Annotated in this window: 27 protein-coding genes; 10 read left to right on the top strand and 17 right to left on the bottom strand. The window is 61.6% G+C overall.

Annotated features, from left to right (window positions below):
• Genes gspF through gspM form a run of 8 tightly spaced genes read left to right on the top strand, consistent with a single transcriptional unit; the run spans position 1 to position 5429 of the window.
• A complete protein-coding gene (gene gspF / locus F8N62_RS27135) occupies positions 1–1209 on the top strand; it encodes a type II secretion system inner membrane protein GspF (RefSeq protein WP_150713556.1) in 1209 nt (402 codons plus the stop codon).
• A 3-nt stretch (positions 1210–1212) separates the two neighbouring features.
• Positions 1213–1668, top strand: coding sequence for a type II secretion system major pseudopilin GspG (gspG, locus tag F8N62_RS27130; RefSeq protein WP_150713555.1), 456 nt, complete (start codon positions 1213–1215; stop codon positions 1666–1668).
• A 3-nt stretch (positions 1669–1671) separates the two neighbouring features.
• Entirely contained in the window at positions 1672–2139 is a 468-nt protein-coding gene (gspH, locus tag F8N62_RS27125) for a type II secretion system minor pseudopilin GspH (RefSeq protein WP_150713554.1), read from the top strand.
• Positions 2132–2515 carry a type II secretion system minor pseudopilin GspI gene (gspI, locus tag F8N62_RS27120; protein ID WP_150713553.1) on the top strand — a complete coding sequence of 128 codons (384 nt, stop codon included), beginning with the start codon at positions 2132–2134 and terminating at the stop codon, positions 2513–2515. Before gspH ends, gspI begins: the two co-directional genes overlap by 8 nt.
• On the top strand, positions 2508–3050 hold the full coding sequence (locus tag F8N62_RS27115) for a type II secretion system protein GspJ (protein WP_150713552.1): 543 nt from the start codon (positions 2508–2510) through the stop codon (positions 3048–3050). Before gspI ends, F8N62_RS27115 begins: the two co-directional genes overlap by 8 nt.
• Complete coding sequence (locus F8N62_RS27110) at positions 3047–3898, top strand: type II secretion system protein GspK (protein WP_150713551.1); 852 nt, start codon at positions 3047–3049, stop codon at positions 3896–3898. Before F8N62_RS27115 ends, F8N62_RS27110 begins: the two co-directional genes overlap by 4 nt.
• A complete protein-coding gene (gene gspL, locus F8N62_RS27105; RefSeq protein WP_150713550.1) occupies positions 3895–5001 on the top strand; it encodes a type II secretion system protein GspL in 1107 nt (368 codons plus the stop codon). The genes F8N62_RS27110 and gspL overlap by 4 nt, the downstream gene beginning before the upstream one ends.
• Positions 4998–5429: a type II secretion system protein GspM gene (gene gspM, locus F8N62_RS27100; protein ID WP_150713549.1), complete on the top strand. Its 432-nt coding sequence runs from the start codon at positions 4998–5000 to the stop codon at positions 5427–5429. Before gspL ends, gspM begins: the two co-directional genes overlap by 4 nt.
• Positions 5430–5589: 160 nt before the next feature.
• Here gspM and F8N62_RS27090 read toward each other — a convergent pair whose 3' ends face one another.
• The gene (locus F8N62_RS27090) at positions 5590–6819 is read right to left on the bottom strand and encodes an MFS transporter (RefSeq protein ID WP_412071989.1); all 1230 of its coding nucleotides are present in this window, start codon (positions 6817–6819) and stop codon (positions 5590–5592) included.
• 168 nt (positions 6820–6987) lie between these two features.
• Between F8N62_RS27090 and F8N62_RS27085 the strand changes: the two genes are divergently transcribed.
• Both F8N62_RS27085 and F8N62_RS27080 read left to right on the top strand, forming a co-directional pair.
• Positions 6988–7890: a LysR family transcriptional regulator gene (locus F8N62_RS27085; RefSeq protein ID WP_150713547.1), complete on the top strand. Its 903-nt coding sequence runs from the start codon at positions 6988–6990 to the stop codon at positions 7888–7890.
• A 465-nt stretch (positions 7891–8355) separates the two neighbouring features.
• Complete coding sequence (locus F8N62_RS27080) at positions 8356–8622, top strand: DUF6124 family protein (protein WP_150713546.1); 267 nt, start codon at positions 8356–8358, stop codon at positions 8620–8622.
• A 45-nt stretch (positions 8623–8667) separates the two neighbouring features.
• Here the strand turns inward: F8N62_RS27080 and F8N62_RS27075 are convergent, their stop codons facing one another.
• From F8N62_RS27075 to F8N62_RS26995, 16 genes are all read right to left on the bottom strand, one after another.
• On the bottom strand, positions 8668–9378 hold the full coding sequence (locus F8N62_RS27075; protein ID WP_150713545.1) for a hypothetical protein: 711 nt from the start codon (positions 9376–9378) through the stop codon (positions 8668–8670).
• 66 nt (positions 9379–9444) lie between these two features.
• Positions 9445–10158, bottom strand: coding sequence for a hypothetical protein (locus F8N62_RS27070; RefSeq protein ID WP_150713544.1), 714 nt, complete (start codon positions 10156–10158; stop codon positions 9445–9447).
• Positions 10155–11303 carry a DUF2515 family protein gene (locus F8N62_RS27065; protein ID WP_150713543.1) on the bottom strand — a complete coding sequence of 383 codons (1149 nt, stop codon included), beginning with the start codon at positions 11301–11303 and terminating at the stop codon, positions 10155–10157. The genes F8N62_RS27070 and F8N62_RS27065 overlap by 4 nt, the downstream gene beginning before the upstream one ends.
• 642 nt (positions 11304–11945) lie before the next feature.
• Positions 11946–13172: a beta-ketoacyl-ACP synthase gene (locus F8N62_RS27055; RefSeq protein WP_150713541.1), complete on the bottom strand. Its 1227-nt coding sequence runs from the start codon at positions 13170–13172 to the stop codon at positions 11946–11948.
• Positions 13172–13900, bottom strand: coding sequence for a 3-oxoacyl-ACP reductase FabG (gene fabG / locus F8N62_RS27050; RefSeq protein WP_150713540.1), 729 nt, complete (start codon positions 13898–13900; stop codon positions 13172–13174). Before fabG ends, F8N62_RS27055 begins: the two co-directional genes overlap by 1 nt.
• Positions 13897–14358 carry a hotdog family protein gene (locus tag F8N62_RS27045; protein WP_150713539.1) on the bottom strand — a complete coding sequence of 154 codons (462 nt, stop codon included), beginning with the start codon at positions 14356–14358 and terminating at the stop codon, positions 13897–13899. The genes fabG and F8N62_RS27045 overlap by 4 nt, the downstream gene beginning before the upstream one ends.
• Positions 14355–15551 (bottom strand): beta-ketoacyl-[acyl-carrier-protein] synthase family protein, encoded by a 1197-nt coding sequence (locus F8N62_RS27040; protein ID WP_150713538.1) that lies wholly within the window; start codon positions 15549–15551, stop codon positions 14355–14357. Before F8N62_RS27040 ends, F8N62_RS27045 begins: the two co-directional genes overlap by 4 nt.
• On the bottom strand, positions 15548–16162 hold the full coding sequence (locus F8N62_RS27035) for a hypothetical protein (protein WP_150713537.1): 615 nt from the start codon (positions 16160–16162) through the stop codon (positions 15548–15550). The genes F8N62_RS27040 and F8N62_RS27035 overlap by 4 nt, the downstream gene beginning before the upstream one ends.
• Positions 16159–17406, bottom strand: a complete 1248-nt coding sequence (locus F8N62_RS27030) for an NAD(P)/FAD-dependent oxidoreductase (protein WP_150713536.1) — start codon at positions 17404–17406, stop codon at positions 16159–16161. Before F8N62_RS27030 ends, F8N62_RS27035 begins: the two co-directional genes overlap by 4 nt.
• Positions 17393–18547, bottom strand: coding sequence for a sodium:proton antiporter (locus F8N62_RS27025; RefSeq protein ID WP_150713612.1), 1155 nt, complete (start codon positions 18545–18547; stop codon positions 17393–17395). Before F8N62_RS27025 ends, F8N62_RS27030 begins: the two co-directional genes overlap by 14 nt.
• Entirely contained in the window at positions 18547–20886 is a 2340-nt protein-coding gene (locus F8N62_RS27020; protein WP_150713535.1) for an MMPL family transporter, read from the bottom strand. The genes F8N62_RS27025 and F8N62_RS27020 overlap by 1 nt, the downstream gene beginning before the upstream one ends.
• Positions 20870–21574 carry an outer membrane lipoprotein carrier protein LolA gene (locus tag F8N62_RS27015; protein ID WP_150713534.1) on the bottom strand — a complete coding sequence of 235 codons (705 nt, stop codon included), beginning with the start codon at positions 21572–21574 and terminating at the stop codon, positions 20870–20872. Before F8N62_RS27015 ends, F8N62_RS27020 begins: the two co-directional genes overlap by 17 nt.
• Positions 21571–21996, bottom strand: coding sequence for an acyl-CoA thioesterase (locus F8N62_RS27010; protein WP_150713533.1), 426 nt, complete (start codon positions 21994–21996; stop codon positions 21571–21573). Before F8N62_RS27010 ends, F8N62_RS27015 begins: the two co-directional genes overlap by 4 nt.
• Entirely contained in the window at positions 21989–23533 is a 1545-nt protein-coding gene (locus tag F8N62_RS27005; RefSeq protein WP_150713532.1) for an HAL/PAL/TAL family ammonia-lyase, read from the bottom strand. Before F8N62_RS27005 ends, F8N62_RS27010 begins: the two co-directional genes overlap by 8 nt.
• The gene (locus F8N62_RS27000) at positions 23514–24461 is read right to left on the bottom strand and encodes a glycosyl transferase (protein ID WP_150713531.1); all 948 of its coding nucleotides are present in this window, start codon (positions 24459–24461) and stop codon (positions 23514–23516) included. Before F8N62_RS27000 ends, F8N62_RS27005 begins: the two co-directional genes overlap by 20 nt.
• Positions 24458–25192 carry a glycosyltransferase family 2 protein gene (locus F8N62_RS26995; protein ID WP_150713530.1) on the bottom strand — a complete coding sequence of 245 codons (735 nt, stop codon included), beginning with the start codon at positions 25190–25192 and terminating at the stop codon, positions 24458–24460. Before F8N62_RS26995 ends, F8N62_RS27000 begins: the two co-directional genes overlap by 4 nt.
• Positions 25193–25208: the final 16 nt, after the last annotated feature.

Below are 25208 nucleotides of genomic sequence, written 5' to 3'. Positions count from 1 at the left end.
GTGCCGACCTTCGATTACCGCGCTGACGATGCCCTGGGCCGACGTTGCAAGGGCCGACTCGAAGCCGACGGCGCGCGTCACGCCCGGCAACTGCTGCGCGAGCGCGGCTTGTGGCCGCACGAACTCAATGAAGTCAGCACGGGCGGCGAAGGCGCAGCGCAGCCGCGCAGTGGACGCCTGAGCGCGGCCGATCTGGCGCTGCTGACCTTGCAGTTGTCGACGCTGGTCCAGGCCGGGCTGCCTCTGGAAGAAGCGCTCGAAGCGGTGACGAAACAGAGTGCGAAGCGCAAAGTCGCCGGCCTGTTGTCGGCCGTCAGGAGCCGGGTGATGGAAGGCCATGCCCTTTCAACCGCACTGGGGCAGTTTCCCAGAGCGTTCCCCGAATTGTTCCGCGCCACCGTTGCGGCGGGTGAGCGATCCGGTCATTTGGGCCAGGTTCTGGAACAACTGGCGGCTTACACCCAGGCCCGCCAGGCGTCGCGGCAAAAGATCCAGATGGCCTTGGTGTACCCGTTGATTTTGATGTTGGCCAGCGTCGCGATTGTCGGATTCCTGCTCGGCTATGTGGTGCCGGACGTGGTGAAAATTTTTGTCGACAGCGGCCAGCCGTTGCCGTGGCTGACCCGGGCGCTGATCGGCCTGAGCGACGGCCTGCGCCAGCATTTTCTGCCATTGATGGTCGCACTGGCGGCGCTGATCGGACTCTGGCGCTGGAGCCTGCGTCAACCGGCCTGGCGTCTGCGCTGGCATCGTCTGGCATTGCACGTACCGGTGATGGGCAACGTGTTGCGGGCGATGGAAGCCGCACGGTTCGCCAGCACGTTGGCGATCCTCGGCAAAAGTGCCGTGCCGCTGGTGGACGCACTGGAAATCGCCGCCGCGGTCATCGGCAACCTGACCATTCGCGCGCGGATGGTCGATGTCGCGCGCTCGGTCCGTGAAGGCGCAACGCTGACCCGTGGCCTGGAACTCAGCGGCGACATCCCGCCGATGATGCTGCACATGATCGCCAGCGGCGAACGCGCCGGCGAACTCGATCAGATGCTGGTGCGGGCCGCCGAGCAGCAGGAAAACAGTTTGGCTGCGCGCATTGCACTGGTCGTCAGCCTGTTCGAACCGGCCATGCTGGTGCTGATGGGCGGCGTCGTGCTGCTGATCGTCATGGCCATCCTCCTACCGATTCTCAGCCTCAACCAATTGGTGAATTGACCCATGCATTCTTTACGTCACATTCCTGCTCGTGCCCAGCGCGGTTTTACCCTGATCGAAATCATGGTGGTGGTCGTGATCATCGGCGTGCTCGGGGCCATCGTGGTGCCGCAGTTCATGAGCCGTCCCGATCAGGCCAAAGTCACCGCGGCCAAAATCGATATCCAGGCCATTGCCACGGCCCTCGAAATGTACCGCCTCGACAACTTCCACTACCCCTCGACGCAGCAAGGCCTGGAAGCATTGAGTAAACGTCCTTCGGGCATGCCGGCCGCGCGCAACTGGAACGTTCAGGGTTATCTGAAAAGCCTGCCCGTTGACCCGTGGGGGTCGCCGTATCAGTTCATCAATCCCGGTGTGCAATCGATCGATGGCAGCTACGACTTGTACTCCCTTGGGGCCGATGGCGTGGCGGGCGGTGACGGGCATGCGGCCGATATCGGTAACTGGGGCGATTGACCCATGCGTCAACGCTGTCGGGGGTTTACCTTGCTCGAACTGATGATCGTGATCGTTTTGATCGGTGTGCTGCTGGGCATGGCGAGCTTAGCCACGGGGCCGAATCCGGCACGTCAGGCCCGGCAGGAAGCGCACGCAATGGCCGGGCTCGTTGGCCAGCTGCGTGAACGCGCGGTGCTTGATGGAGAGGAATACGGCCTGCGGTTGAGTGACGGCGGCTACCGGATGATGCGGCTTGCGGCTCAAGGCTGGCAGCCGATGGCGGCGCTCCAGGCATGGCCCGTCAACGTGCAGCTGTACCTCGAGCAGGACGGGCACCCGCAGACTTTGCAGGGCGATGAAGGACCTCCGCAATTGTTGATGCTCAGCAGCGATGAGACCAGCGCGTTCACGCTGACGTTCTCGACCCCGGACAGGACGCTTTTAAGCGTTTCGAGCGATGGCCTTGGCAAGGTGGTGATCGATGGCTGATCCACTGTCCGCACCCCGCATGCGCGGCTTCACGCTGCTGGAAATCATGGTGGCTCTGGCGATTTTCTCCACGCTGGCAGCGGCCGTGCTCTCGGCAAGCCAGTACGTGGTGAAGCAAACCGCTGCGGTCGAAGAGCGACTCTTTGCCGCCTGGCTGGCGGATAATCAATTGAACGAACTGCGACTTCAATCCGGGTTGCCGCTCGGCCAACAGACGCGGGTGATGAAAATGGATCGCCGTGACTGGCAACTGCGCCAGCACATCAAACCGTCGACCGACCCGCGCCTGCTGAAAGTCGATATTGACGTCAGCGTGTCCGGTCGCGAGCAAACCCTGCACCGCGCCAGTGGCTGGATACCGGCTCGTGATGAATAAGCAGAGCGGTTTCACCCTGCTTGAGTTGGTGATTGCCATGGCAATCTTTGCCTTGTTGGGGCTGGCGAGCTGGGGCCTGTTCGACGGCGTCGTGCGCGTGCAGCAGGGCACGACCGCGCATGAACGGGAATTCAGAGCGCTGCAACGGGCGGTGGCGGTGATTGAGCGGGACCTGTTCCACGTCACCGAACACCCTGTTGTGCTCGGGCAAACGTCACTGCAGTTGCAACGCAGCCATTGGCGCAATCCTTTGGACCAGCCCCGCAGCGAGCGGCAGACACTGACTTACCGGCTCGACAACGGCACGCTGTGGCGTGAAAGCCAGGGCGAGGGCGAGCAACTCATACAGCGGCAAAAACTGCTCGACGATGTCCGTGACTTGAGCTGGCGTTTGTTCGAACGGGAGTCCGGCTGGCGCAACGATTGGCCGTCCGCACGGGACGCGACGGCGGCGATGGCCGTGGAGCTGCAGGTGTCGGTGGGGCGTTTCGAGACGATCCGGCGGGTGTTGCTGTTGCCGGCTGCGTTGCCATGAATGGGCATCAACGGGGTATCGCCCTGATCAGTGTGTTGTTGGTGATGAGTCTGGCGTTATTGATCACCAGCGGCTTGCTGCGCAGCCATCGCCTGTCGCTGCAATCCAGCGGACAGGCATTGCAGCAAGTCCATTTGCGCCAACTCGCGGTGGCCGGTGAAGCCTGGGCGCTGTTGCGCTTGCAGGAAGCGGCAAAGGACGCGCAGAAAACCGTCGATCTGACTCAGGACTGGGCGCGGATGACGCCCGATTTCGACGTCGATGACGCGCAAATCCGCGTCGATATCGAAGACCTTGCCGGGCGGTTCAATCTCAATACTTTGTTGATTGAGGGGCAGATCGATCAAGTCACCCGCAAGCGCTGGGCGCGTTTTCTCGATGGGCTCGGCCTCCCTCCGCTGCAACTGAGTCAGGTCGGCGCCTTGCGAGAACTGAGCCAGCTGCGCCTGCTGCCGGACGTTGATGGACAGCTGCTGCGACAACTGGAGCCATGGGTCGCGTTGTTGCCGGTGGAGGCCGCGCTGAACATCAACACGGCACCGGCGCCGGTGTTAACAGCGCTCGACGGCGTAGAGACCGCCACGGCCGCCGCGCTGGTTCAACAGCGTTCGACAACTGCATGGGCCAGCGTCCAGGCCTTTACCCAGGACCCGCTGCTCGCCGGCGCGGGCCTGAGCAGTCACGGACTGGGGACCAGCAGTCGCTGGTTTCGAATCACGGTGCAGATTGTTCAGGGGCAGAGCCGCCTGCGGCTTGCAACGGATGTCGAACGCGACCCCAAAACCCATCACTTCAAAGTCCTGCAACGACGTCTTCTACCTTCGAGTGCCCCCGAGATGCCGCGATGAACACCTGGCTTTACCTGACCGCCGAGGGCCTGGCCGACGCGTCGAATGACTGGCCTTGCTGCCTGTGGTCTGCAACCGGCGAACGCCAACTCATGCCAATGAATCAGGCCGCGCTCGCCCTGAATGGTCGAGCCATCAATTTGTTGCTGCCCATGGAATTGTGCAGTTGGGTGCGCAGCGAGCCGTGGCCCTCCAGGCGCCAGCCCGGCGCGCAAGCCATCGCGTTTGCGGTGGAGGATCAACTGAGCGAAGCGCTGGAAAAACTGCACCTGAGTATTGGCGCTCGTGACGGGGACGGGCGCTATCCGGTGATGGTGATCGGCCGGCAGCGATTTGCCGTAGTGCTGGCGCTGCTCGCCGAATCGGGCATCGAGGTGCGTTCGGTGTTTGTCGATGCTGATGTCATGCCGGGGCCTGAGCCAACGGTTATCCGTTGGTTTGATCGATGGCTACTGGGCGGCGGGATACCGGCTCGGGTGGCCATGGCGGATGATGGTCTGACATCGCTCAGATCGGCCTTGCCGCCTGACAGTCGATGGATCGACGAGCGAGAAGAGGCGACCTATATCGATCAATGCATGACCCTGCGGCCGTTGCATGCCATCAATCTGTTGCAAGGTCAGTTCGCCGCGCGCAGCAAACGCCTGCCGTGGCGTCTCGGTGTACTGGCGTTGTTGGCGATGCTGCTGCTGACCTGGGGCGCCAGCGCTACGCGCGTGCATTTTCTGGAGAGTGAAACCCGTCGGCTCTACAGCCAGAACGAGCAACGGTTCAAAGCGCTCTATCCTGACCAGAGCCGTATCGTCGATCTGGCGACGCAGCTCAAAGCGCTGCAGGGCCAAAGCGCTGAGCCGCAGAAGACACGTATCGCCGGTTTGGTGAATCTGATCGAGCAGGTCATCGGCGCGAGCCATGTCGAGGTCCGGCGGATCGAATTTCGCGTCGGCGACGGCTGGAAAATCCAGCTGACCGCCAACAGCTTTGCCGAGCTGGAACAGTTGCGCGAACGCGGGCGGCAGCAAGGTGTGCCGGTCCGGCTCGACAACGCGAGCAAAGAGCGCAACCGCATCCAGGCGACGCTGACCGTGGAGGACAACACATGATTGCGCAATGGCAACGGCTGTCCATTCGCGAGCGTCGACTGTTGCTGGGCATGGGCGCACTGGTATTGGCCGTCGTCGCGTTCAGCCTGATCTGGCAGCCGACACGACAGCGTCTGGAAACCGTAGAACGGCGGTATCAGCAGCAACTGAGCCTGGTGGCAGAGCTGCAACGGGCGCAACCCCGCAGCGCGGTCTTGATCGCTACTGATCAACCGTTGTCACTGCGTCTCAGTGAAAGTGCTGCGGCAGCGGGGCTCGAACTGCATCAGATGGAGGCTGACAATGACTTGCTGCGCCTGACTATCAGCGGCGACGCAAGGAGGCTGCTGCAATGGCTGGATAACGCCGAGCGTGATGGCGCTGCAATGCACTCGCTGACGCTGGAAAAGCGTGATGCGGTGCTGGAGGCTCGGGTGGTTCTGCGGTAGCGGTGGGCTGAAGAGATTCCGTGTGGGAGCGAGCCTGCTCGCGATTGCGCAGTGTCAGTCTCCAGAGATGTTGACTGATAAACCGCCATCGCGAGCAAGCTCGCTCCCACAGGTTTTTTGTTGGCCATGGCATGGGTGTTCACCGGTAATCGGCGATCACCTAACCCTGCGCAGCCCCCGGCAACGGCGGCAACTTCGCCAGCCTTAACGCAATCAACAGCGCCACCACCAGCAACGCGCCTATAAACACGCCGATGCCGTTCCATCCACCCAAGTGCCAAAACACCCCGCCCGCCGTCCCGGCAATACTCGACCCGGCGTAATAGCTGAACAAGTACAGCGACGCTGCCTGGCCCTTGGCTTTGAGGGCGCGGCGGCCGATCCAGCTGCTGGCCACCGAATGCGCGGCGAAGAAACCGAAGGTGAACATCAGCATGCCAATGATCACCAAGGGCAGGGGCGTGAACATCGTCAGGGCGAGGCCGGCGAGCATCAGCACGATGGTGGCCCAGAGCACCTTGCGTCGGCCCAGCTTGTCCGCCAGCGCACCGATTTTTGCCGAGCTGTAGATGCCCGACAGGTACACCACCGAAAGCAGCCCGACGAAGGCCTGGTCCATGTGGTACGGCTCGGCCAGCAAGCGATAACCGATGTAATTGAACAGGGTGACGAACGCGCCCATCAACACAAAGGCTTCGAGGAACAGCAGCGGTAAACCGGCGTCGCGAAAATGCATGCTGAAGCCATCGAGCAGGCTGCGCGGGTGCAGCGAGCGCGCGCGGAAGTTGCGGGATTCGGGGAGGATTTTCCAGAACACCGCCGCCGCGATCAGCGCCAGTCCGCCGATCACCAGCATTGCTGTATGCCAGCTGACAAAGTCGATCAATACGCCGGTGATCAAGCGCCCGCTCATCCCGCCAATCGCGTTGCCGGCGATGTACAGGCCCATCGCCAGACCGATGTGCTGCGGGTGAATTTCTTCGCTCAAGTACGTCATGGCGACCGCCGCCAGGCCACTCAATGACAACCCGATCAGCGCGCGCATCAGCAACACGCCGTGCCAGCTCGGCATCATCGAACTGGCGATGGTGCACAGCGCCGCCGCAAACAGCGCCGCCACCATCACCGGTTTACGCCCGACACGGTCGGAAATCGGGCCGGTAATCAGCAGGCCGATGGCGAGCATGCCGGTGGCCACCGAGAGGATCAGGCTGCTCTGCGCGGCGTTGATGGAATATTCGTGGGACAACAGCGGCATCATCGGTTGCACGCAGTACAGCAGCGCAAAGGTCGCGAAGCCGCCGGAGAACAAGGCCAGCACCGTGCGCATGAACATCGGCGTGCCTTTTTCGATGTAGATTTCCTTGAGCTCGGCGACGGCATCGTCCAGCGCGGCGGGCGGAACTTCATGGGCGAGTGGGGCGACAGCAGTTTTCACTTCAGACCTCGGGGGGAGCGCAGCCGGTCAGGCAATGAAAAAAGCATATAGCTGGCTAATGATTCAATCCAATATATTGTTCGACCTGTTTAAGAGGTTTTGCGACCTAATGAGGTTTTTATGGAATTGCGTCACCTGCGCTACTTCATCGCTGTTGCCGAAGAACTGCATTTCGGCCGCGCCGCACAGGTGCTGGGCATCTCGCAACCGCCGCTGAGCCAACAGATTCAGGCGCTGGAGCAAGAAGTCGGCGCACGGCTCTTCGAGCGGACCAATCGTCGGGTCGAGCTCAGTGAAGCCGGTCGGTTGTTTCTGCAAGAGGCGCGGTTGGTGCTGGCGCAAGTCGATAAAGCGGCTGATGTCGCACGGCGGGCGCAGTTGGGGGAGTTGGGTGAACTGAAGATCGGCTTCACCTCGTCGGCGCCGTTCAACTCGACCATTCCCCAGGCGATTTTCTCATTTCGTCAGCGTTTCCCGGCGGTGCATTTGAACCTGCGGGAAATGAGCAGCACCCAAGTGGCCGAGGCGTTGGTGGACGAGTCAATTGAAGTCGGCATCATGCGGCCCTTGGGGTTGCCGGATTCGCTGAGCGTGGTCGAATTGATGCGCGAGCCACTGGTGGCGGTGCTCAGTTCCAAGCATCCGTTGGTGGTCGACAGTGAAGACGGTCTGTTCCTGTCGGCATTGGCCCTCGAGCCGTTTGTATTTTTCCCACGCAGTTACGGCAGCGGGTTGTACGCGCAGTTGCTCAGCCTGGCGCGGGATTCCGGCTTCAGTCCGCACTTCGCCCAAGAGGCGGGGGAAGCGATGACCATCATCGGATTGGTGGCGGCGGGATTGGGGGTGTCGGTGTTGCCCGCGTCTTATCAGCGGATGCGCATTGATGGCGTGGTCTATCGGCCGCTGCTCGATCCGGCTGCGGTGTCGGCGGTTTGGCTGGTGCAGCGCAAGGATCAGAAATCGCCGATGGCCAAGGCGTTTGTCGAACTGCTGACGCGCAAGGTCGAACCGCTTAAGTCATGAACGACGCGACCTGTAGGAGCCGGCTTGCTGGCGATAGCGGAGTGCCACGCGACATCGATGTTAACCGTTACGCCGCCATCGCCAGCAAGCCGGCTCCTACAGGATTTGCGCCGTGTCAGCGGTGGTTGTGGGAAGTTTCCTAAGACCGGTTCCAGGAGGCTACAAGACCTTGCGGCACAGCCTACAACTACGCCAGAATCCGCCGGCTTGTGCGCTTTGAGGGCCCTCGGTAACTTGATTCGCATCACTGATTCCCAGTGATCGGGTTTAGTAGCCCGTGTCCACACGATGCGCACTAGCGTTTCATTAAGTCAGGTATCCGATACCTGCGCTTGATGGCAGCAGTGCGCAGGGCGCCCTCGGGCGCGCCGGTTTTCGTGTGTCCCCGGTCTACTAACCTGCGCACAGCTGCCACCCTTTCGATTAGTAGCGACTCGGTGATGGCCTACTTTTGGGACACCGATTATGACCAATACAACAGAAAACCCACCAGACACCGATCCAGACACTCGCCGTCAACCCAGCACATTCTTCTTCGTCTCCCCCGACATCGACAACGTTGCCTTGCTGGCGTACGCCTGCGAATCCCTGGCATCAGCGAATGTCATGGCGAGCGATTTCGTGAGGTACCTGGAAGGATCACATTGCAACACGCTGCTGGGCATTCAACAGTCGATCATGCTGGGAGAACTGGCGGTGAACCGCGTGTTGGATAACCTCGATCCGCCCTGATCGACCGCGCTGATCGTTCCCACGCACAAAGTGGGAACGACCAGCTCATGGTTTTGCACTGCCAGCGGTCGACTCGGGGATCGACGTTTGCTTGGGATGGCCAGGGTGCAGCGGATTCTCCTCCCACCTTGCTTCAATTTCATCGAAGGGTACCCACGGTCTGGCAACGGAAAGGGTGATGAGATAGCGTTCTTCGGTCGGGTTTCTGGAATCCTTGAAACGGCCCAACAGCAGCATTACCTGATACTTGTCGCCCGCCTGCCAAAAGGATCGTCCGTGCCGGATCCCTTTCCGAAGCCAGGCCCGCCATTCGGGTGTATCGGCGATGGTGGGGTCGTTTCGCAGGCCCATCGCCATCCAGCCTTTTTCTCGCCATTGCTCCTGTAAGTCGAGAACGACCTTGAGGGCGTCATCGAGCAGCAACGGTTCTATTTGGGGGGACATGCGGATGTCTTCAATGACGTTGTCGTCAAAACCAACCGTGAAAAAGCGAGCCAGCGGCGTGACGAACCCGTACTGTGGGTCAATTAATCGCAATCGTGCATCCACTGAAGGGATGCCGAGCCATACGTGTCCACGGATTAACGGGCTAAAAGAGGCTGAAGAACGGTTACGCATCTCTTCATACGTTCCGCCTATCTCCAGGGCAATTTCCGGTTCTTCCCACAGAGGCTGCTTCAGTTGATGGATGGCAGCCAGCATCAGCACAGCCAGAAGCAGCCAGCCTGCGCCTCGGTGCCAGTTGCGCAGGTTCATGCCTCGCCACCCGAGGCGATTTCTCAAATCGACTGCTCCAGCGTGAGACGGTTACCATCGCGCAACTCAAGGTTCTCCACTGCCAGCGGTCGACTCGGGGATCAACGATTGCTTGGGACTGCCGGGGTGCAGCGGATTTTCCTGCTCCCATCCTTCTTCAATTTCATCGAAGGGTACCCACGGTCTGGCAATGGAAAGGGTGATGAGATAGCGTTCTTCAGTCGGATTTCTGTAGTCAGTGAACTGCCCCAAAACCAGCATGACTTGATACTTGTCTCCTGCCTGCCAGAAGGATCGCCCGGATCGTTCACTGTCCCCAAGCCAGGCCCGCCATTCGGGTGTATCGGCGATGGTGGGGTTGTTTCGCAGGCCCATCGCCACCCAGCCTTTTTTGCGCCACTGGTCCTGTAAGTCGAGAACGACCTTGAGGGCGTCATCGAGCAGCAACGGTTCTATTTGGGGGGACATGCGGATGTCTTCAATGACATTGTCGTCAAATCCGACAGTGAAAAAACGAGCCAGAGGCGTGATGAACCCGTATTGCGGATCAATCAATCGTAATCGTGCATCCACCGCTGGAATCCCGAGCCATAGGTTCCCAGGGAGTAACGGGCTAAAAGAGGCTGAAGAACGGTTACGCATCTCTTCATACGTTCCGCCTATCTCCAGCGCAATTTCCGGTTCTGCCCACAGAGGCTGCTTCAGTTGATGGTTGGCAGCCAGCGTTAGCACGCCCATAAGCAGCCAGCCTGCGCCTCGGTGCCAGTTGCGCAGGTTCATGCCTCGCCACCCGAGGCGATTTCTCGAATCGACTGCTCTAACGCACCTCGGTTACCGTCGTTGAGCATGCCATCGAAACTTGCCGCAGCCCGGAGTACAAAAGGCATGCGTTGATTGATGTCCGACAAGTCCGCCAGTGGATGGCTACTGAAACCGATGGTGCGTCCGTCCTCAACGGGTTGGCATTGGCTCGTGAGGGTCAACTCGATCGCCTGGGCCACACCAGAGGGAAAACCGGTCACGTAGGAGGCGTGGTTCGCACGTAGCAGAGCCACCATTTGCGGGTTCTCGTAAATGGCGGGCTGCAGAATGTTGCGCTGCTCATGCCTCGCTAGATACACAACGCTCCTGGCAATATCCCCGGTATCAATCGCCTCGAAAGCATCAATAATTTCCTGCTGGAATTGTCCGAAGCGAAGCCTTTTTTGCTCAACCGGCCAAAGCACCGGAAACTTCGGATGCCCATAGATTCCCTCTCGCGCTTCCAGGCACTTCTTCAATTCCTTCAACCCACGCTTCGCATAAAACTCATGCAGCGGGAAAATATCCAGAAACAGCGAGGTATTCCCAAGCGCCATCATGTCGTGCACATGCCGGAACTGCTGTTGCACCAGCGACAAGTCTTCCCCCGCTGAACGAAAATCCACCGAAGGCACCGGATTACGCGCATCGGCTTCCTTGTAGTCGCGCAGTTCATCTGCCTGCCCGGACATCCTGTCCGGGGTCAACAGACCATGTTCTCGGCGGCTGTCGCGCATTCGCCCTCGCGTCTCACGCTCCTGGCGAATGAGTTCAATACTGTCCGCCGCATGCAGCAGCCCACAGCCAACCTGCTTGGAAGCAAACGCTGCGAGCCCGGCCCACTGGAACCGCGGATCGTGCAACCACAGCCGGGCGTACGCAGCGTTGATCACTCGGTTGCGCTCCACCGGGTCTGCTATTAGCACACCGCCGGGTGCGACGATTTCTTCGGCTTCGCGCTGGTAGGTACGCCAAAGGCATGCGCACGTGAGGATGGGGACGTCGGTCACCCAGGTTTTGACGCCGTAAAGCTGCATCTCTTTGCATTCACAGTCAGCAACGGGCGTGCTGTTGTGGTTCAGGAGTTGTTCATCGCTGGGGTGTTCTTTGAAACACTGAGTCATGGCTGGAGGACTGTCTATCAGGGAATCCTTGAACCCTAACAGCCATAAATCCCGCCCGGATCAGGCAGATGAAAAATCAGAATTCACTGGCAGGTGAGAGGCGAATAGCGGGAGGGAAAGTTCGATTAGACGTGTAGGAAATATCTTTTAACGCCTCGTCCATCGCCGAAAAATCAACGACGTATTCACCCCGCCAAACGCAAAATTATTGTTCATCGCGTTTGTCGAACTGCTGACGCGCGAGGTTGAACCATTAACGGCGTGACTGCTTCGCAGCCATTCGCGAGCAGGCTCGCTCCCACAGGGATTTGCGGTGTGGACACGATTTTTGTTCCACCACCGCTCCACTGTGGGAGCGAGCCTGCTCGCGAAAACATCCGCAAGATCACCAAAAAGGGTGTGGCTACCGAGGCCACACCCGGTCTACTAGCCTGCGCACAGCTGCGACCCTTTTGATTAGTAGCGACTCGGGCCTTCAGCAGTCGATCATGCCGGGAGAACTGGCAGTGAACCGCGCGCTGGATAACTTCGATCCGCCTGGATAACTTAAGCGCATATTAAAAAGATCGCAGCCTTCGGCAGCGCCTACAGGTGTACACCGTTCTGTAGGAGCTGCCGAAGGCTGCGATCTTTTGATCTTGCTTACGACCAGCGCTTGAATATCAGCGACGTATTCACCCCACCAAACGCAAAGTTATTGTTCATCACATACCGATTACTCATCTGCCGAAACTCGCCGCGCAAGTAATCCAGCTTCCCGCAGTTCGGATCAACCTCATCAAGGTTGAACGTATGCGCATACGAATCGCGGTTCATCATTTCGATGCTGAACCAGGACTCCAGCGCTCCGCACGCGCCAAGGGTGTGGCCGAGGAAGCTTTTCTGCGAGCTGATCGGCATGTGCTCACCAAACAGGCTGCTGGTCGCCAGGGTTTCGGCGATGTCGCCCTGTTCAGTCGCGGTGCCGTGGCCGTTGACGTATCCGATGTCTGACGGCTGCAAACCGGCGTCTTCCAGGGCCAGTTCCATGGCCCGGCGCATGGTGAGTTGCTCTGGACGCGTGGTGTGCTGGCCGTCGGCGTTGCTGCCGAAGCCGACCAGTTCAGCGTGAATGTGCGCACCGCGCGCCAGTGCGTGTTCGAGTTCTTCGAGCACCAGCATGCCGCCGCCTTCACCGATCACCAGGCCATCGCGACCGCTGTCGTAGGGGCGCGGTGACGTCTGCGGCGCATCGTTTTTCAGGCTGGTGGCGTACAGCGCGTCGAAGACCATCGCTTCGGTGGGGCACAGTTCCTCGGCGCCGCCGGCGAGCATCAGTGGCAACCGGCCGAACTTGATCGATTCATAGGCATAGCCGATGCCCTGGCTGCCGCTGGTGCAGGCGCTGGAGGTCGGGATCAGCCGGCCGGTAAGGCCGAAGAAGATGCTGATATTCGCCGCCGTGGTGTGCGGCATCATGCGCACGTAGGAGTTGGCGTTCAGGCCTTCGGCGACCGAGTTGAGCAGCATGTTGCCGAACGCCTTGATTTCGTCGGTGCTACCGGTGGACGAGCCGCAGGCAACGCCCATGCGCCCGTCCTTGATCGACTCGTCGCCGAGCAGTCCGGCGTCAGCCAAAGCCCTCTCCGCCGCGCCGACCGCCAGGCGCGATACCCGGCCCATGCTGCGCAATTGCTTTCGGGTCCAGTGGCTCGGCACTTTGAAGTCATCGATCGGCCCGGCCAGCCGCGTGTTGAGCTCGGTAAAACGATCCCACTCGTCCATCCGGCGGATGCCGCTGCGGTTGGCCGCGAAATGGCCGGCGATGGTGTCCCAGTCGCTGCCCAGTGAGGTGATGCCGGCCATGCCGGTGACGACGACGCGCTTCATCAGCACAGGCCTCCGTTGACGGCCAGCACCTGGCGGGTGATGTACGACGCTTCCGCCGACATCAGGAAATTCACCGCGCCGGCCACCTCTTCGGGGGTGCCCATGCGCTGTGCGGGAATCATCTTCATCAGTTCTTCCACCGGTACGTTTTCGTCGAGCATGGCTGTGTCGATCAGGCCGGGTGCGACACAGTTGACGGTAATTTTGCGCTTGCCCAATTCGATCGCCAACGCTTTCGCCGCGCCGATCAAACCGGCCTTGGAGGCGCTGTAATTGACCTGCCCGCGATTGCCGATCAAACCCGAAACCGAGGTAATACACACAATTCGCCCGGCGGCGCGTCGACGGATCATCGGCATCATCACCGGGTGCAGCACGTTATAGAAACCGTCGAGGTTGGTGCGCATCACTACGTCCCAATCATCCTCGCTCAGCGCCGGAAAAGCACCGTCACGCGTCAGGCCGGCGTTCAGCACCACGCCGTAATAGGCGCCGTGGCTTTCCACGTCGGCTTCGAGAATGGCTTTGCAGCTGGCCCGGTCGGACACGTCGAATTGCAGGATGCGCGCGTTGCGTCCCAGGGCTTGGACCTCGGCTTTCACCCCTTCAGCGTCCGCCAGACCGCTGCGGCAATGCAGCACGATGTCATGCCCGGCCTGGGCCAGGCGCAGGGCGATGGCGCGACCGATGCCACGGCTGGAACCGGTGACCAGTATCGATTCAGTCATGACTGGACTCCTTGGGTTTCATGAAGGTACTGCGCGGCCTGCGGCGGGCGGAACACGTTCAGACGGGCGGTGGCGTGAATGCCGGGGGCATTGATGTGGCATTCGAACACGCCCATGCCGTTGTCGTCTTCCAGCGAACGAATCCCGTGGATGGTCAGCTCGGTGCCCGCGGGAAAATGTTCGACGTTGCATTCGAATTTGCGCGAGCCCAGCAAAAAGCCCAGCGCCACCGCGTCGCCCCGCTGGCGCGCATGGCAGCCGGCGTAGGCGGCCACGCTCTGGGCCATCAGTTCGATGCCGACCCACGCCGGCAGGCCTCCGTCGGCACGGCTGAAGAGGCCGCCCGGCCTGACGGTCAGGCGGGTGTGAATCTGCTCGTCATCGAACGCGAGGATCTGCTCGATAAGGATCATGTCGCCCGCGTGGGGCAGCAGTTCGGCGAGCGGCCAGTCAATCATGGGGCGTCTCCGATAATCAGGCTGACGTTGTTGCCACCGAAAGCAAAGGAATTGCTCATCAGGTAGCGTGGTGCAATGGACGTCAGACGGTCGCTAGGGGTCACCCACTTCAGGGCCGGCAGTTCGGGGTCCGGTTGGCCGTCCCAGACGTGTGGCGGCAGCGCGTGTCCGGGGTTGTCAGCCGTGAGGCTCAGCCAGCAGAACGCCGCTTCCAGCGCGCCCGCCGCGCCGAGGGTGTGGCCGGTCATCGGTTTGGTCGACGAGCAGGGCACGCCTTGCGGGAACAACGCCCTCACCGCCAGGCTTTCCATGGCGTCGTTGTGTTGAGTGGCGGTGCCGTGCAGGTTCAGATAAGCAATGTGTTCGGCTTGCAGATGCGCGCGGCTCAAGGCTTTGCGCATCGCTTGCAGGGCGCCGCGGCCGCTGGGTTCCGGCGCAGAAATGTGGTGTGCATCGGAGCTGGCGCCGCTGCCAAGCAAGGCGATGGACTGACGGACGTCGGGACTTTTGGTCATCAGGAACAGCACGGCGGCTTCGCCGATGTTGATGCCGTTGCGGTCGACCGAAAACGGGTTACAGCGCTGCTCGGAGACCGCTTCCAGCGCCGAAAATCCGTTGAGGGTCAGCTTGCACAAACTGTCGACCCCGCCGCACAACACCGCATCGCACAGGCCCAGGTCCAACAGTCGTTGAGCACTCATCAACGCCCGGGCGCTTGAGGTACAGGCCGTGGAAATCACATAGGCCGGCCCACTGAGTTGCAGCCAGTCGGCGAGGAAAGTCGCCGGTGCGCCGAGTTCCTGTTGCTGATAGTCGTAATCGGCCGGGAACTGATGCTCGCGAATGTAATGGGCCAGCCCGCGACTGGCTTCGTCGATGCCGGAGGTGCTGGTGCCGAGAATCACGCCGATGCGGTCGCGACCGTAGGTCTGGATCGCGTGATCGATGTCGTCGCGGATTTGCAGCGCGGCTTCCAGCAACAGCTGATTGTTGCGGCTGCTCTGATTGGCCAGTTCGGCCGGGATAGGCGTCAGTTCGCCGCGCACTGCCGCCACCGGCAGCGACCGCTCCGGCACCCAGCCAGACTCGCTGCGCATGCCGGAGCAATCGCCGGCGAACAGGTTGCGCGCGACTTCCTGTTTGTCGCGTCCCAGGGCGCAGATCACCCCGAGAGCGTTGAGGTAAGCGGTCATGGCGTTTCACCGGTCAGCGGCGAGATTAAATACTTCGGACCTTTGGGCAGGTTCAATTCAAATCTCAACGGTTGTGAGTAACGCACTTCCCAGTGTTCTGGCAGAGATCGTTGCACGCCATGCTGCCAGGCTTGGGGATAGTTGCCGTGCAATTGATCCTTGGGCGTCAGCGCAAACAGTAACGCGGCGAACAGCTCCCGGGCTTCCGCATTGGGCGGTAGCAGACCGTCGGCCTGCCATTGGCCGTCGATGAATGTTTGCCGCGCCTGGGGAATGCCCAGCAAGTCCATCATCGACCAGCGAATGCCCGGGCCCTCTGGGACGATCACCAGCACCCAGTCCTGACGCTGGCCGTCCAGCAGACGCTGGATGTGCAATTGCTGCGGCAAAGGCAGGGTCGGGTGTTGTACGGGCAGCGGTGCCTGGCTGGCGCAGGCACTCAAAAACAGTACCGCGCCAAATAGCAAAAATCGCCAGACAGCCGCTATCCCTGTGGGAGCGAGCCAACTCGCGAATGCGTCGGTACATCCGCTACTTTTGTTGACTGACCCACCGCTTTCGCGAGCAGGCTCGCTCCCACAGTTTTGATTTGCGTCGCTCAGGTCACTCATGTGGCCTCCCTGGCACAGAGTTCCGAGAGCATCCGCAGCCGGCGTTTTGGTTCGGCGACGAAAGGATTACGTTCGTCCCAGGCATAACCGGCGAGGATCGAGCAGATCATGCGGCGGATGTCCTCGGAGCCGCCCTCGTAATAGATCACGTCCTGGAAAGTCCCGGCGTACCAGCCTTCGACATAGCAACGGAAGGTGTCGACGCCGCGCTTGAGCGGTGCGGCGAACTCGGTTTGCCAGTCGACGCTTTCGCCTTCCAGCTGACGGTGCAGCACCCCGGCAGCCATGCTCGCCGAACGCATGGCGATGGTCACCCCGGAGGAAAAGACCGGGTCGAGAAATTCCGCCGCGTTACCGAGCAATGCAAAGCCTGGACCGTGCAGGGTTTTGACGTTGGCCGAATACCCGCCGATGGTGCGCGCCGGCGTGTCCCACACGGCATTGTCGAGCACGCCGGACAGGCTTGGCGTCTCGGCAATGAAACCGCGCAGGCAGTCGTCGAGATTCTCGCTGCGGCCGGCGAAATGTTCCGCCGCCGCGACCACGCCCACCGAGCAACGGCCATCGCTGAAGGGGATGGTCCAGAACCAGACATCGCGCTGGGTCGGATGAGTGGTGATGAGGATTTTCGTGCGGTCAAAGTTCGGGTGATCGATGTGGTCTTCAACGTGGGTGAATACCGCCTGACGCACCGGAAAGTTCGACGGTGCCTCAAGGTCGAGCAAGCGCGGCAGGACGCGGCCGTAACCGCTGGCATCAAGGATGAAATCCGCTTCGATGCGGTACTCACTGCCGTCTTCGCGTTGCACGCCGAGCAACGGCTTTGCCCGATCGATGTCAACACTCACGATCGCTTCGCCGTAACGGATTTCCACACCTTGCAGCGCCGCTTGATCGGCCAGCAGTTTGTCGAAATCGGCGCGCTGGACCTGAAAGGTCGTCGGCTTGCCATTGCTGAAGGTGTCGCCGAAATCGAAAGCGCTGTAGTGCTCGCCCCAGGCGAAGGCGGCCCCGGTTTTCAGCTGGAAACCGGCCGCGTTCACCGCGTCGAGCATGCCGGCTTCTTCGACGAAATCCAGGCAGTGCGACAGCAGGCTTTCGCCGATGGAGAAACGCGGGAAATGCTGACGCTCAATCACCAAGACGTCATGGCCCTTGCGCTTGAGCAACGCGGCGGCGATGGCACCCGATGGACCGGCACCGATGATCACTACCTGACGACGTTCCATTTCAACGGTTGGCATGGGGGCTCCTTGCCGGGACGGCAGCCAGAGGGGTTCGGTGCATGCCGGCGAATGCCGGCAGCAGTGTCGCAATCAGGCCCATCAGCATCAGCGCAAAGTACAGCGCCGGGCTGATGAGTTGCTGTTGCAGTAGCAGGTTGAGAAATACGATTTCGCTCAAGCCGCGAATGTTCAGCAGAATACTTTCGCGCCAACGGCTGGCGCCTGCAAACGAAGCGCCGGCCCACCCCAGACCCAGCCAGTTGCCCAGCAGTTTGCTGGCAATCGGCAATAGCAGCAGCGCGGCCAGTTGCGCCCAGCCCAGGCTGTCCATGGCGCTGTGGACGTTGATCTGTACGATGCCGAACGTGAGGATCAGCGGGATCGCGATCCAGGTCTGCAAGCGATTCATCCACGCCGCCGGCATTGGCAACACCAACGGCGCCTTCAAGGTGGCCATGCTCAACAAGTAGCCGATGCCGACAATCAGAGCATTGAGCTTGTAGTGCTCGGCGACCACCAGCAGCGCGAAGAACAGACCGCTGTAAACCCGTGGCTGACGCAAGCCAAGTACCCGCAGCACAAAGGGCACGCACGCGCACGCCAACGGCAGCAACAGACTGCTCAAATGCAGACTGCCCTGGGCGATGGCGAACACGGTCCAGCACGTCAGGTCGATCAGGATCGCGGTCTGCACCAGACGCCGGGTGGCGGTGGTCGGGTAGCCGATGTGCCGCAGATACAGGTACAACACCGGAATCGCGGTGATGGCGAACAGCAGTCCGACCGCCAGTGAGCTGATCCACGGTTGTGGCGGCAGCCACCAGATCGCCGTGGCGAGGCCGCAGGCGAACGGCACGCAGAAACTCGGCAGGGCGATTTTCAGGCTCTGGCGATCCAGTCGCAGATCGATCACGTCGCTGAGGATATAGCCCAGTAACAACGCGAAACTCAGGCTGTAGAGGTTTTTCAGCCAGATCGGCGCGACCAGCGCTGCGCCGCTCAACTGCCAGTGGGGTTCGACCCAGAAATACATCAGCAACGGCAGTCCGAGGGTGGCCAGCAGTAACTGACTGACGATCGGGATCAGGCCGAAGTGCCGACCGGCACGCGTGGCCACGGCGAATAGCGCGAGGGCCATCGCCCAGAACAGCACGATCATCACGCTGCCGACTCCGCGACCGTGGTCGCATGCACCTGACGTCCGGCCCAGGGCGCCAGCAAGAAGCTGAACGCCAACCCCAGACTCACCGACAGTCCGAAGTTGCTAACGGCCGGGGTGCTGGACACCGCCAGCAAACCGAACGACAACCAAGTGGTCAACGCCGCGAGCAAGGTGCCCAGCAGGCTCACAGCGGCGCCGCCGACCTGTTCGCGCATGAGGATCGCGTAATCGACGCTGATCGCCGTCACCAGCAGCAGGCCGAACAGGCTGAACAGCGTCAGCGGCTGCCCGAGCCAGCCAAGGCTGGCGAGACTGCACAGCGCCGCCAGCAGCGGCAGGGCAACGATGCGCAGCGCGCCGCCGAGGCCGAACGGCAGGATCAGCACCAACACGATCAGCACGCAGGAGGCGAGTTTCAATTCAGCCGCGCTGATTTGCGTCTGGGCAAATACGTTGTTCAATTCGCCCAGACGATCCACCAGTTGCACACCGGGCAAATCCAGCGCCTGCACCCGCAGCAGCGCCGGGTTATTCAGGCCTTGCAGGCTGACCATCGCTGCCACGCCGTCATCGGTCGGGCCCAGCCACAAGGTGCGATAGGGTTCGGCCAGCGGCCCGGCCAGCGCCGCGTCGATGTCTGCGACGGGCAACGCCTGCAACGTCGCCAACTCGGTTTGCAGCGCCTCGACCGGCACCCCGAGGTCGAGCAGCGGTTGCCAGAACGACGGCAACTTGCTCAGTGCGTCGCGCACTTGTCGCTGTTCGCCGGGCTGGCTGACCAATTGACTGAGCGATAGATAGCCCTGGAGTTTTTCCAGATTGACCAACTGATCCAGACGCTCGCTCAACGCGGTCTGGCGTTCGAGCAATTCTTGCTGATTGGCCGCCCGCACCAGGAAAAACTGGCTGGTGGGTTGATAGCCGGTGATGCGCGCAATGGTCTGGGCTTCGTCCGTCAATTGCTGCGGCGCGCCGACCCATTGGCGGATATCGTTTTTACTCTCCAGTTGCAGCAGACCAGCGACGCAGAAAGCGATCAGCAAGGCCAGCAGCACCGGCGTTTTGGCGACTTTGAGCAGCGCTTCGCGGCAATCGAGCAAGTATTCCGACACCCGCAGCGGCCATTGCGCCGGGCGCAAATCCGCACCTTTGAGCAACGCTGGCAACAGGCACACCGCCGACAGGTAAGCGCCGACCAGCCCGGCAGCGGAAAACACGGCGATCTGGGTCAGGGCCGGGAACGGGGTCCAGGCCAATGCGAGGTAACCGATGCAACTGGTGATCAGGCTCAGCGTCAGCCCCGGCAACGTCAGGCGCAGCGCCGGCCAACTGTGCCAGGGTTTCAGGCTCCAGCTTTTGGACAAGTAGTGCAGTGGATAATCGACCGCAACGCCGATCAGGCTGGAACCGAGCACCAGCGTCATTACATGCATATGACCGAACAGCGCCACGCACGCCACTGCACCGAACAACATGCCCACCAGCACCGGAACAAACGCCAGCAATACGCGCCAACGGCGGAACGCCAGCAACAGCAGTAACAGAATGCCGACGGTGGCGCCGCCACCGACCCAGGTCATTTCCCGGGTCGCTTGCTGTTGGCCGGCGGCGGCGTAGAGCAAGCCGCTGGCGGCCAGCAGTTGCACGTTGTCACGGGCCGCGTCCTCGCGACTGTGTTTGAGCAGGTCTGCCACTTGCAGCGGCAGGTTCATGTCAAAGGCATTGCCGGTGGTGCGCGCGCGCAGCAACACCCAGCTTTTGCCGTCGGCATCGGCGACCAGCGCACCGCTGCCGATGTCCAGTTGCACGGCGCCGTGTTGCGGCTGGCTGTTCTGGATGCGCCCGGTCAGGCCCAGCCAGTCATCCTGACTCGGCACCAGACTGAAACCGGTGAATGGGTCGAAGAGTGTCTGCACCCGCTGCTGAATGAAGGCGTCAGGGTGTTCGATCAATTGCTGCCGATCCATCGCCGAGAGCATCGCCAGCCGGCCTTGCATCAATTGCGTGCGCAACGCCGGCAAGTCGGCTTGCAGGGTCCACTGGACCTTTTCAAACAAGCCGCTGGCCTGCCATTGCTCGCCGAGTTTCTGCGCGGTGGCCACGGCTTGCTGGCGATCGGTGTGACCGACCAGCACCAGCATTTCGCGGTTCAGCGGTTCCTGCATGCGTTGCTCGGCGCGCAGTTCCAGCGCGTCCGGCGCCGTACCCGGCACCAGTTCCATCAAATTGGCTGACAGCGGCGCGCCGTCACGCCATTGCCAACCGGCGAGCGCGAGCACCGCCAGCAGCAGGATCAGAAACAGCCGTGGAAGCGTGCGTTCACTCGGCAAAGTCATGTTGCTCCGCGTCGCTCAACGGTTGGCCGCTGGTGCTGTCCGGCATGCGCAGGAAAGTGCTGTCACCTTGGGTTTCCAGCAGCTCGATGCTATTGACCAGTTCGCCGCCGGTGATGTTGATCTGATTGAACACCTGCTTGAGCAGCAGCGAGCGCGGCGTCAGGGTCAGCTCCCAGTGCTGTGCGTCACCGCTCAGGGAAAGCTCGAAGTCCCGTTGCAGGCCGCTGCTGTCACCTTGCAGCACGGCGAGGAACAAGCGGTTTTGCTCAGCGCCGGCGCTCTTGCCCGGCAGCATCTGCCAACCAGCGGCGTCACGCCGCGCGATGCCTTTGGCGGTGATGCGGTAATCCTGTTGCAGCGGGGTTTTCAGCAACCACAGCAGACCGTGGTTTTTCGCGAGGACGAAAGTGCCCTTGCTGGTCAGCGGCTGGGGCAGGGCGCGCAGGTGTTTTTCCTGGATGAAATTGCCGTGGATCACATCGGGTTTGGCCAGTTGGTCGCTGAGCTGTTGCAGATCGAAGGCATTGGCCAGGCCTGGAACGGCCAGCAACACGCACAACACTGTAGGAGCGAGCTTGCTCGCGATGTACGTCAACGATAACGCGTGCTGCCTGAATGAGCGCGGTGCCCGGACGTTTTTCGCGAGCAAGCTCGCTCCTACAGGGGAGCGGGGGTAACAGAACATCATGGCAGGGCCCTCTCGACGGCGTCGGTAAAGACTTTGGGCGAAGCCAACTGCATCTCACGGCTGCTCATGTCGACCGCCACCTGCACCGAACTGGCACGGGTCAAGCGCTCACCGGTCTGCAGGTCGCTGATCAGGTAATTGATCTTCAGACGGTTCTCCCACTCCACCAGATTGGCCCGCACGTTAAGCTTCTGGCCGAACACCGCACCGCGCACGTACCTCAGTTGCAGATCGATCACCGGCCAGGCGTAACCCGATTCGACCATGGCGCTGTAGTTGTGGCCGATCTTGTCCAGCAGCGCGCAGCGGGCGATTTCCAGGTATTTGACGTAATGGCCGTGCCAGACGACGTTCATGGTGTCGACGTCGAAAAACGGCACGAGGATTTCCGTATCGGTGTGAAGCACGCCCTGGCTACGCATGCAGCCTCCAGTGTTGCTCGGCAATCCGTTGCAGGCACAGGCGCAATTCACCTTCCAGTGCGCGGTCTTCAATGACCGGCGGGAAGTCCTTGGCCAGCGCTTCGTGCATGGCCGCGAGGGCCGGCGGCAACGGGCGGGCGTCTTCAGCTTTGCCGCGCAGCCACACGCCTTGATTGGCGGCGAGGAGGGTGGCGGCGGCGACCTGTTCGGTCAGCTCCAGCACGCGGATCGCATCGCGGGCGGCGATGGTGCCCATGCTCACTTTGTCCTGGTTGTGGCATTCGGTGGAGCGCGAAAACACACTGGCGGGCATGGTGTTTTTCAGCGCTTCGGCGGTCCAGGCGCTGGTGCCGATCTGCACGGCCTTGAAGCCGTGGTTGAGCATCGCCCGATCCGCCGTGGCGCCGGACAGATTACTCGGCAAGCCATGGTTGTAACGCTCGTCCACCAGCAGGGCGAGCTGACGGTCGAGCAGGTCGGCGACATTGGCCACGAGGTTTTTCAGGCTGTCCATGGCGAACGCGATGTGGCCGCCGTAGAAGTGCCCGCCGTGCAGCACACGCTCGGCTTCGGCGTCGATGATCGGGTTGTCGTTGGCGCTGTTCAGTTCGATCTCGATAAACGAGCGCAGCCAGTTGAGGCTGTCGGCCAATACGCCGAGCACGTGCGGCGCGCAGCGCAGGGAATAGCGGTCTTGCAGGCGATGCAGCGGCGCGGTCGGCGCGTCGATCGCCAGATCCTTGCGCAGCCATGCGGCCACTTGCATCTGCCCCGGATGCGGTTTGGCGGCGAACAGGCGCTCGTCGAAGTGTTCCGGGTTGCCCTGCAACGCGACCACATTCAACGCGGTAATGCGCGTGGCCAGTTGCAGCAGGTAATCGGCGCGAGCATAGGCCAGGCACGCGAGGCCGGTCATCACGGCGGTGCCGTTCATCAGTGCCAGTGCTTCTTTCGGGCGCAACACCAGCGGTTGCCAACCCAGTTCACGGTGCACGTCGGCGGCCTGGCGGCGTTCGCCTCGGAACATCACTTCACGCTCGCCTGACAGGGTCGCGGCGACATACGACAGCGGCGTCAGGTCACCGCTGGCGCCCACCGAACCTTCCTCCGGAATCAGCGGCAGGATGTCGTGTTCGAGGAACGCTTGCAGGCGCTCCAGCAGCTCCACGCGCACCCCGGACACGCCGTGGCACAGCGACTGTAAACGCGCCGCGAGTACCGCGCGGGTCGCCTGCGCGTCGAGCAGTTTGCCCAGGCCGCAGCCGTGGAACGTGTACAGATGACGCGGCAGTGCCTCGACGTGATGCAGGGGCACCGCGACCACGCAGGAATCACCGTAACCGGTGGTCACGCCGTAGATCACGCCTTCCTTGTCCAGCAGGGAATCGAGGAACCGTGCGCCTTTGGCGATGCGCTCGCGGTACGCGGGGTCGCCTTGCAGCTGCGTTGGCGCCTGACGGTTGGCCAGGGCCAGTACGTCTTCGATGCGCAAAGGGAGTTCGCCGAAGGTTACCGGCTCAAGCGTTGGCGTCGTCATCGGTCTTCCAGAAAGGGTAAAAGTTGAACCATTGTTGAGGCGCTTCGAGGCAATAGTGACCCAGGCGTTCGGCGTAGCGGGTCGCCCACTGATGAATGACCTGTTCGCGGTCGCTGCGTTTCCAGGTGATCGCATCAGCGAAAGGCTCGAGCGTCAGTCGATAGTGCCCTTCGGGCTGTTTCAGGCACAGAAGCAGGTTGACCGGGCATTTCAGCAAACCCGCCAGCAGCCACGGCCCTTGCGGGAATTTCGCCGGATGGCCGATGAAGTCCACGGTCACGCTGCGCCCGCCATGCAACGGCACGCGGTCGCCGGCAATCGCCAGCCACTCGCCGCGCTCCAGGCGCTCGTGAAGTTGCAGCATGATCACTGGGTCAAGTTCGCTGACCTGTATCAAGCGCAGATTGGTCGCCCCGGCTTCACCGAGCAATCGGTTGAACTGCTCGGCGTGCTTGGTGTGCACCAGCACGTTCATCGTGACTTTTTCGCCGATTTCCGCGAGCGCCCGGCAGACTTCGAGATTGCCCAGGTGCGCGCCCACCAGCAACTGCCCGCGAGTCCCGCGAAGTTGCGTGCGCAGCAGCGCCGGGTCGATGATTTCGATCTGCTCGATGCTCAGCTTGCCGTTCCACACGTCGAGCTTGTCGAGCATTGAATCGGCGAACGCCATGAACTGGCCGAACACCCGCCACTGGCTCGGGCGCAGGTCGTCCCGAGCGCTCCAGTCGGCGAGGCGTTGCTGGTATTGCCAGGCGCTGCGGCGGGCGCTGCGACCGAACAGGAAGAAGTACAAAACAATGCCGTACAGCAAAGGGCTCAACAGCCGCCGACCGAGGACTCTGGCGCCGAAGGCGGTGAGCTTCATCAGCCAGAAACTGCCGCGCTCCTGACGGTCGGCCCAATGTTGTTTGTCTGCGTTGTCGCTCATGCGCGCCACCGTCGCCAGAGGATGGCCGGGGCCCGTAGCAACATGCCGAAGAACAGCCGCGTGTGCATGCTCGAAATCAGTACGTTGTCGTGGAACATGCGGAAATGTGAGACGCCATCCAGCGGGTAATGCACCTTGGTCGGCAGCCATTGCATCGGCAGATTGCGCCAGGCCAGGCGCACCAGAATGTCGGAGTCGAAGTCCATGCGCTTGCCGATTTTCGCCGAGTCGATCAGGGTCAGGGTCGGTGGCAGCGGATAGACGCGGAACCCGCACATCGAGTCGCGAATCTGCAACGACAAGGTGTTGATCCAGACCATCACGTGGGTCAGGTAGCGAGCGTACAGGCGACCTTTCGGCACGCTGGCGTCGTATTGCGGATAGCCGCAGATCACCGCGTGCGGATGAAGGCGCGAGTGCTCAATGAAGGTGGCGACGTCTTGCAGGTCGTGCTGGCCGTCGGCGTCTACCTGCAATGCATGGCTGAAACCCAGGCGGGACGCTTCGCGCAGACCGGTCATGACCGCAGCGCCCTTGCCTTGATTGGCGGTGAGACGGAGCAGGTACACCCTCTCGCGTCGGGCCAGTTGATCGAGCACTGCCGCGCAGGGTTGATCGCTGGCGTCGTCCACCAGAATGCACGGCAGGCCGCAGGCGCTCAGCGCGTCGACCACCGTGGTGATGGCGGTTTCGTGGTTGTAGACGGGGACGATGGCGCAGGGGTTATGCATGGTGGCGTGCACCTGA

Source organism: Pseudomonas fluorescens (assembly GCF_902497785.1).
Classification (GTDB): domain Bacteria; phylum Pseudomonadota; class Gammaproteobacteria; order Pseudomonadales; family Pseudomonadaceae; genus Aquipseudomonas; species Aquipseudomonas fluorescens_BO.
The sequence above is the reverse complement of the archived record's forward strand: the minus strand, read 5'-3'. Positions and strand labels throughout refer to the sequence as shown.

What these genes read in the sequence shown, in the direction of transcription:
- gspG (WP_150713555.1), top strand. Translation starts at nt 1,213, where the DNA reads ATGCATTCTTTACGTCACATTCCTGCTCGTGCCCAGCGCGGTTTTACC.
- gspH (WP_150713554.1), top strand. Translation starts at nt 1,672, where the DNA reads ATGCGTCAACGCTGTCGGGGGTTTACCTTGCTCGAACTGATGATCGTG.
- gspI (WP_150713553.1), top strand. Translation starts at nt 2,132, where the DNA reads ATGGCTGATCCACTGTCCGCACCCCGCATGCGCGGCTTCACGCTGCTG.
- F8N62_RS27115 (WP_150713552.1), top strand. Translation starts at nt 2,508, where the DNA reads ATGAATAAGCAGAGCGGTTTCACCCTGCTTGAGTTGGTGATTGCCATG.
- F8N62_RS27110 (WP_150713551.1), top strand. Translation starts at nt 3,047, where the DNA reads ATGAATGGGCATCAACGGGGTATCGCCCTGATCAGTGTGTTGTTGGTG.
- gspL (WP_150713550.1), top strand. Translation starts at nt 3,895, where the DNA reads ATGAACACCTGGCTTTACCTGACCGCCGAGGGCCTGGCCGACGCGTCG.
- gspM (WP_150713549.1), top strand. Translation starts at nt 4,998, where the DNA reads ATGATTGCGCAATGGCAACGGCTGTCCATTCGCGAGCGTCGACTGTTG.
- F8N62_RS27085 (WP_150713547.1), top strand. Translation starts at nt 6,988, where the DNA reads ATGGAATTGCGTCACCTGCGCTACTTCATCGCTGTTGCCGAAGAACTG.
- F8N62_RS27080 (WP_150713546.1), top strand. Translation starts at nt 8,356, where the DNA reads ATGACCAATACAACAGAAAACCCACCAGACACCGATCCAGACACTCGC.
- F8N62_RS27075 (WP_150713545.1), bottom strand. Translation starts at nt 9,378, where the DNA reads ATGAACCTGCGCAACTGGCACCGAGGCGCAGGCTGGCTGCTTCTGGCT.
- F8N62_RS27070 (WP_150713544.1), bottom strand. Translation starts at nt 10,158, where the DNA reads ATGAACCTGCGCAACTGGCACCGAGGCGCAGGCTGGCTGCTTATGGGC.
- F8N62_RS27065 (WP_150713543.1), bottom strand. Translation starts at nt 11,303, where the DNA reads ATGACTCAGTGTTTCAAAGAACACCCCAGCGATGAACAACTCCTGAAC.
- F8N62_RS27055 (WP_150713541.1), bottom strand. Translation starts at nt 13,172, where the DNA reads ATGAAGCGCGTCGTCGTCACCGGCATGGCCGGCATCACCTCACTGGGC.
- fabG (WP_150713540.1), bottom strand. Translation starts at nt 13,900, where the DNA reads ATGACTGAATCGATACTGGTCACCGGTTCCAGCCGTGGCATCGGTCGC.
- F8N62_RS27045 (WP_150713539.1), bottom strand. Translation starts at nt 14,358, where the DNA reads ATGATTGACTGGCCGCTCGCCGAACTGCTGCCCCACGCGGGCGACATG.
- F8N62_RS27040 (WP_150713538.1), bottom strand. Translation starts at nt 15,551, where the DNA reads ATGACCGCTTACCTCAACGCTCTCGGGGTGATCTGCGCCCTGGGACGC.
- F8N62_RS27035 (WP_150713537.1), bottom strand. Translation starts at nt 16,162, where the DNA reads ATGAGTGACCTGAGCGACGCAAATCAAAACTGTGGGAGCGAGCCTGCT.
- F8N62_RS27030 (WP_150713536.1), bottom strand. Translation starts at nt 17,406, where the DNA reads ATGCCAACCGTTGAAATGGAACGTCGTCAGGTAGTGATCATCGGTGCC.
- F8N62_RS27025 (WP_150713612.1), bottom strand. Translation starts at nt 18,547, where the DNA reads ATGATCGTGCTGTTCTGGGCGATGGCCCTCGCGCTATTCGCCGTGGCC.
- F8N62_RS27020 (WP_150713535.1), bottom strand. Translation starts at nt 20,886, where the DNA reads ATGACTTTGCCGAGTGAACGCACGCTTCCACGGCTGTTTCTGATCCTG.
- F8N62_RS27015 (WP_150713534.1), bottom strand. Translation starts at nt 21,574, where the DNA reads ATGATGTTCTGTTACCCCCGCTCCCCTGTAGGAGCGAGCTTGCTCGCG.
- F8N62_RS27010 (WP_150713533.1), bottom strand. Translation starts at nt 21,996, where the DNA reads ATGCGTAGCCAGGGCGTGCTTCACACCGATACGGAAATCCTCGTGCCG.
- F8N62_RS27005 (WP_150713532.1), bottom strand. Translation starts at nt 23,533, where the DNA reads ATGACGACGCCAACGCTTGAGCCGGTAACCTTCGGCGAACTCCCTTTG.
- F8N62_RS27000 (WP_150713531.1), bottom strand. Translation starts at nt 24,461, where the DNA reads ATGAGCGACAACGCAGACAAACAACATTGGGCCGACCGTCAGGAGCGC.
- F8N62_RS26995 (WP_150713530.1), bottom strand. Translation starts at nt 25,192, where the DNA reads ATGCATAACCCCTGCGCCATCGTCCCCGTCTACAACCACGAAACCGCC.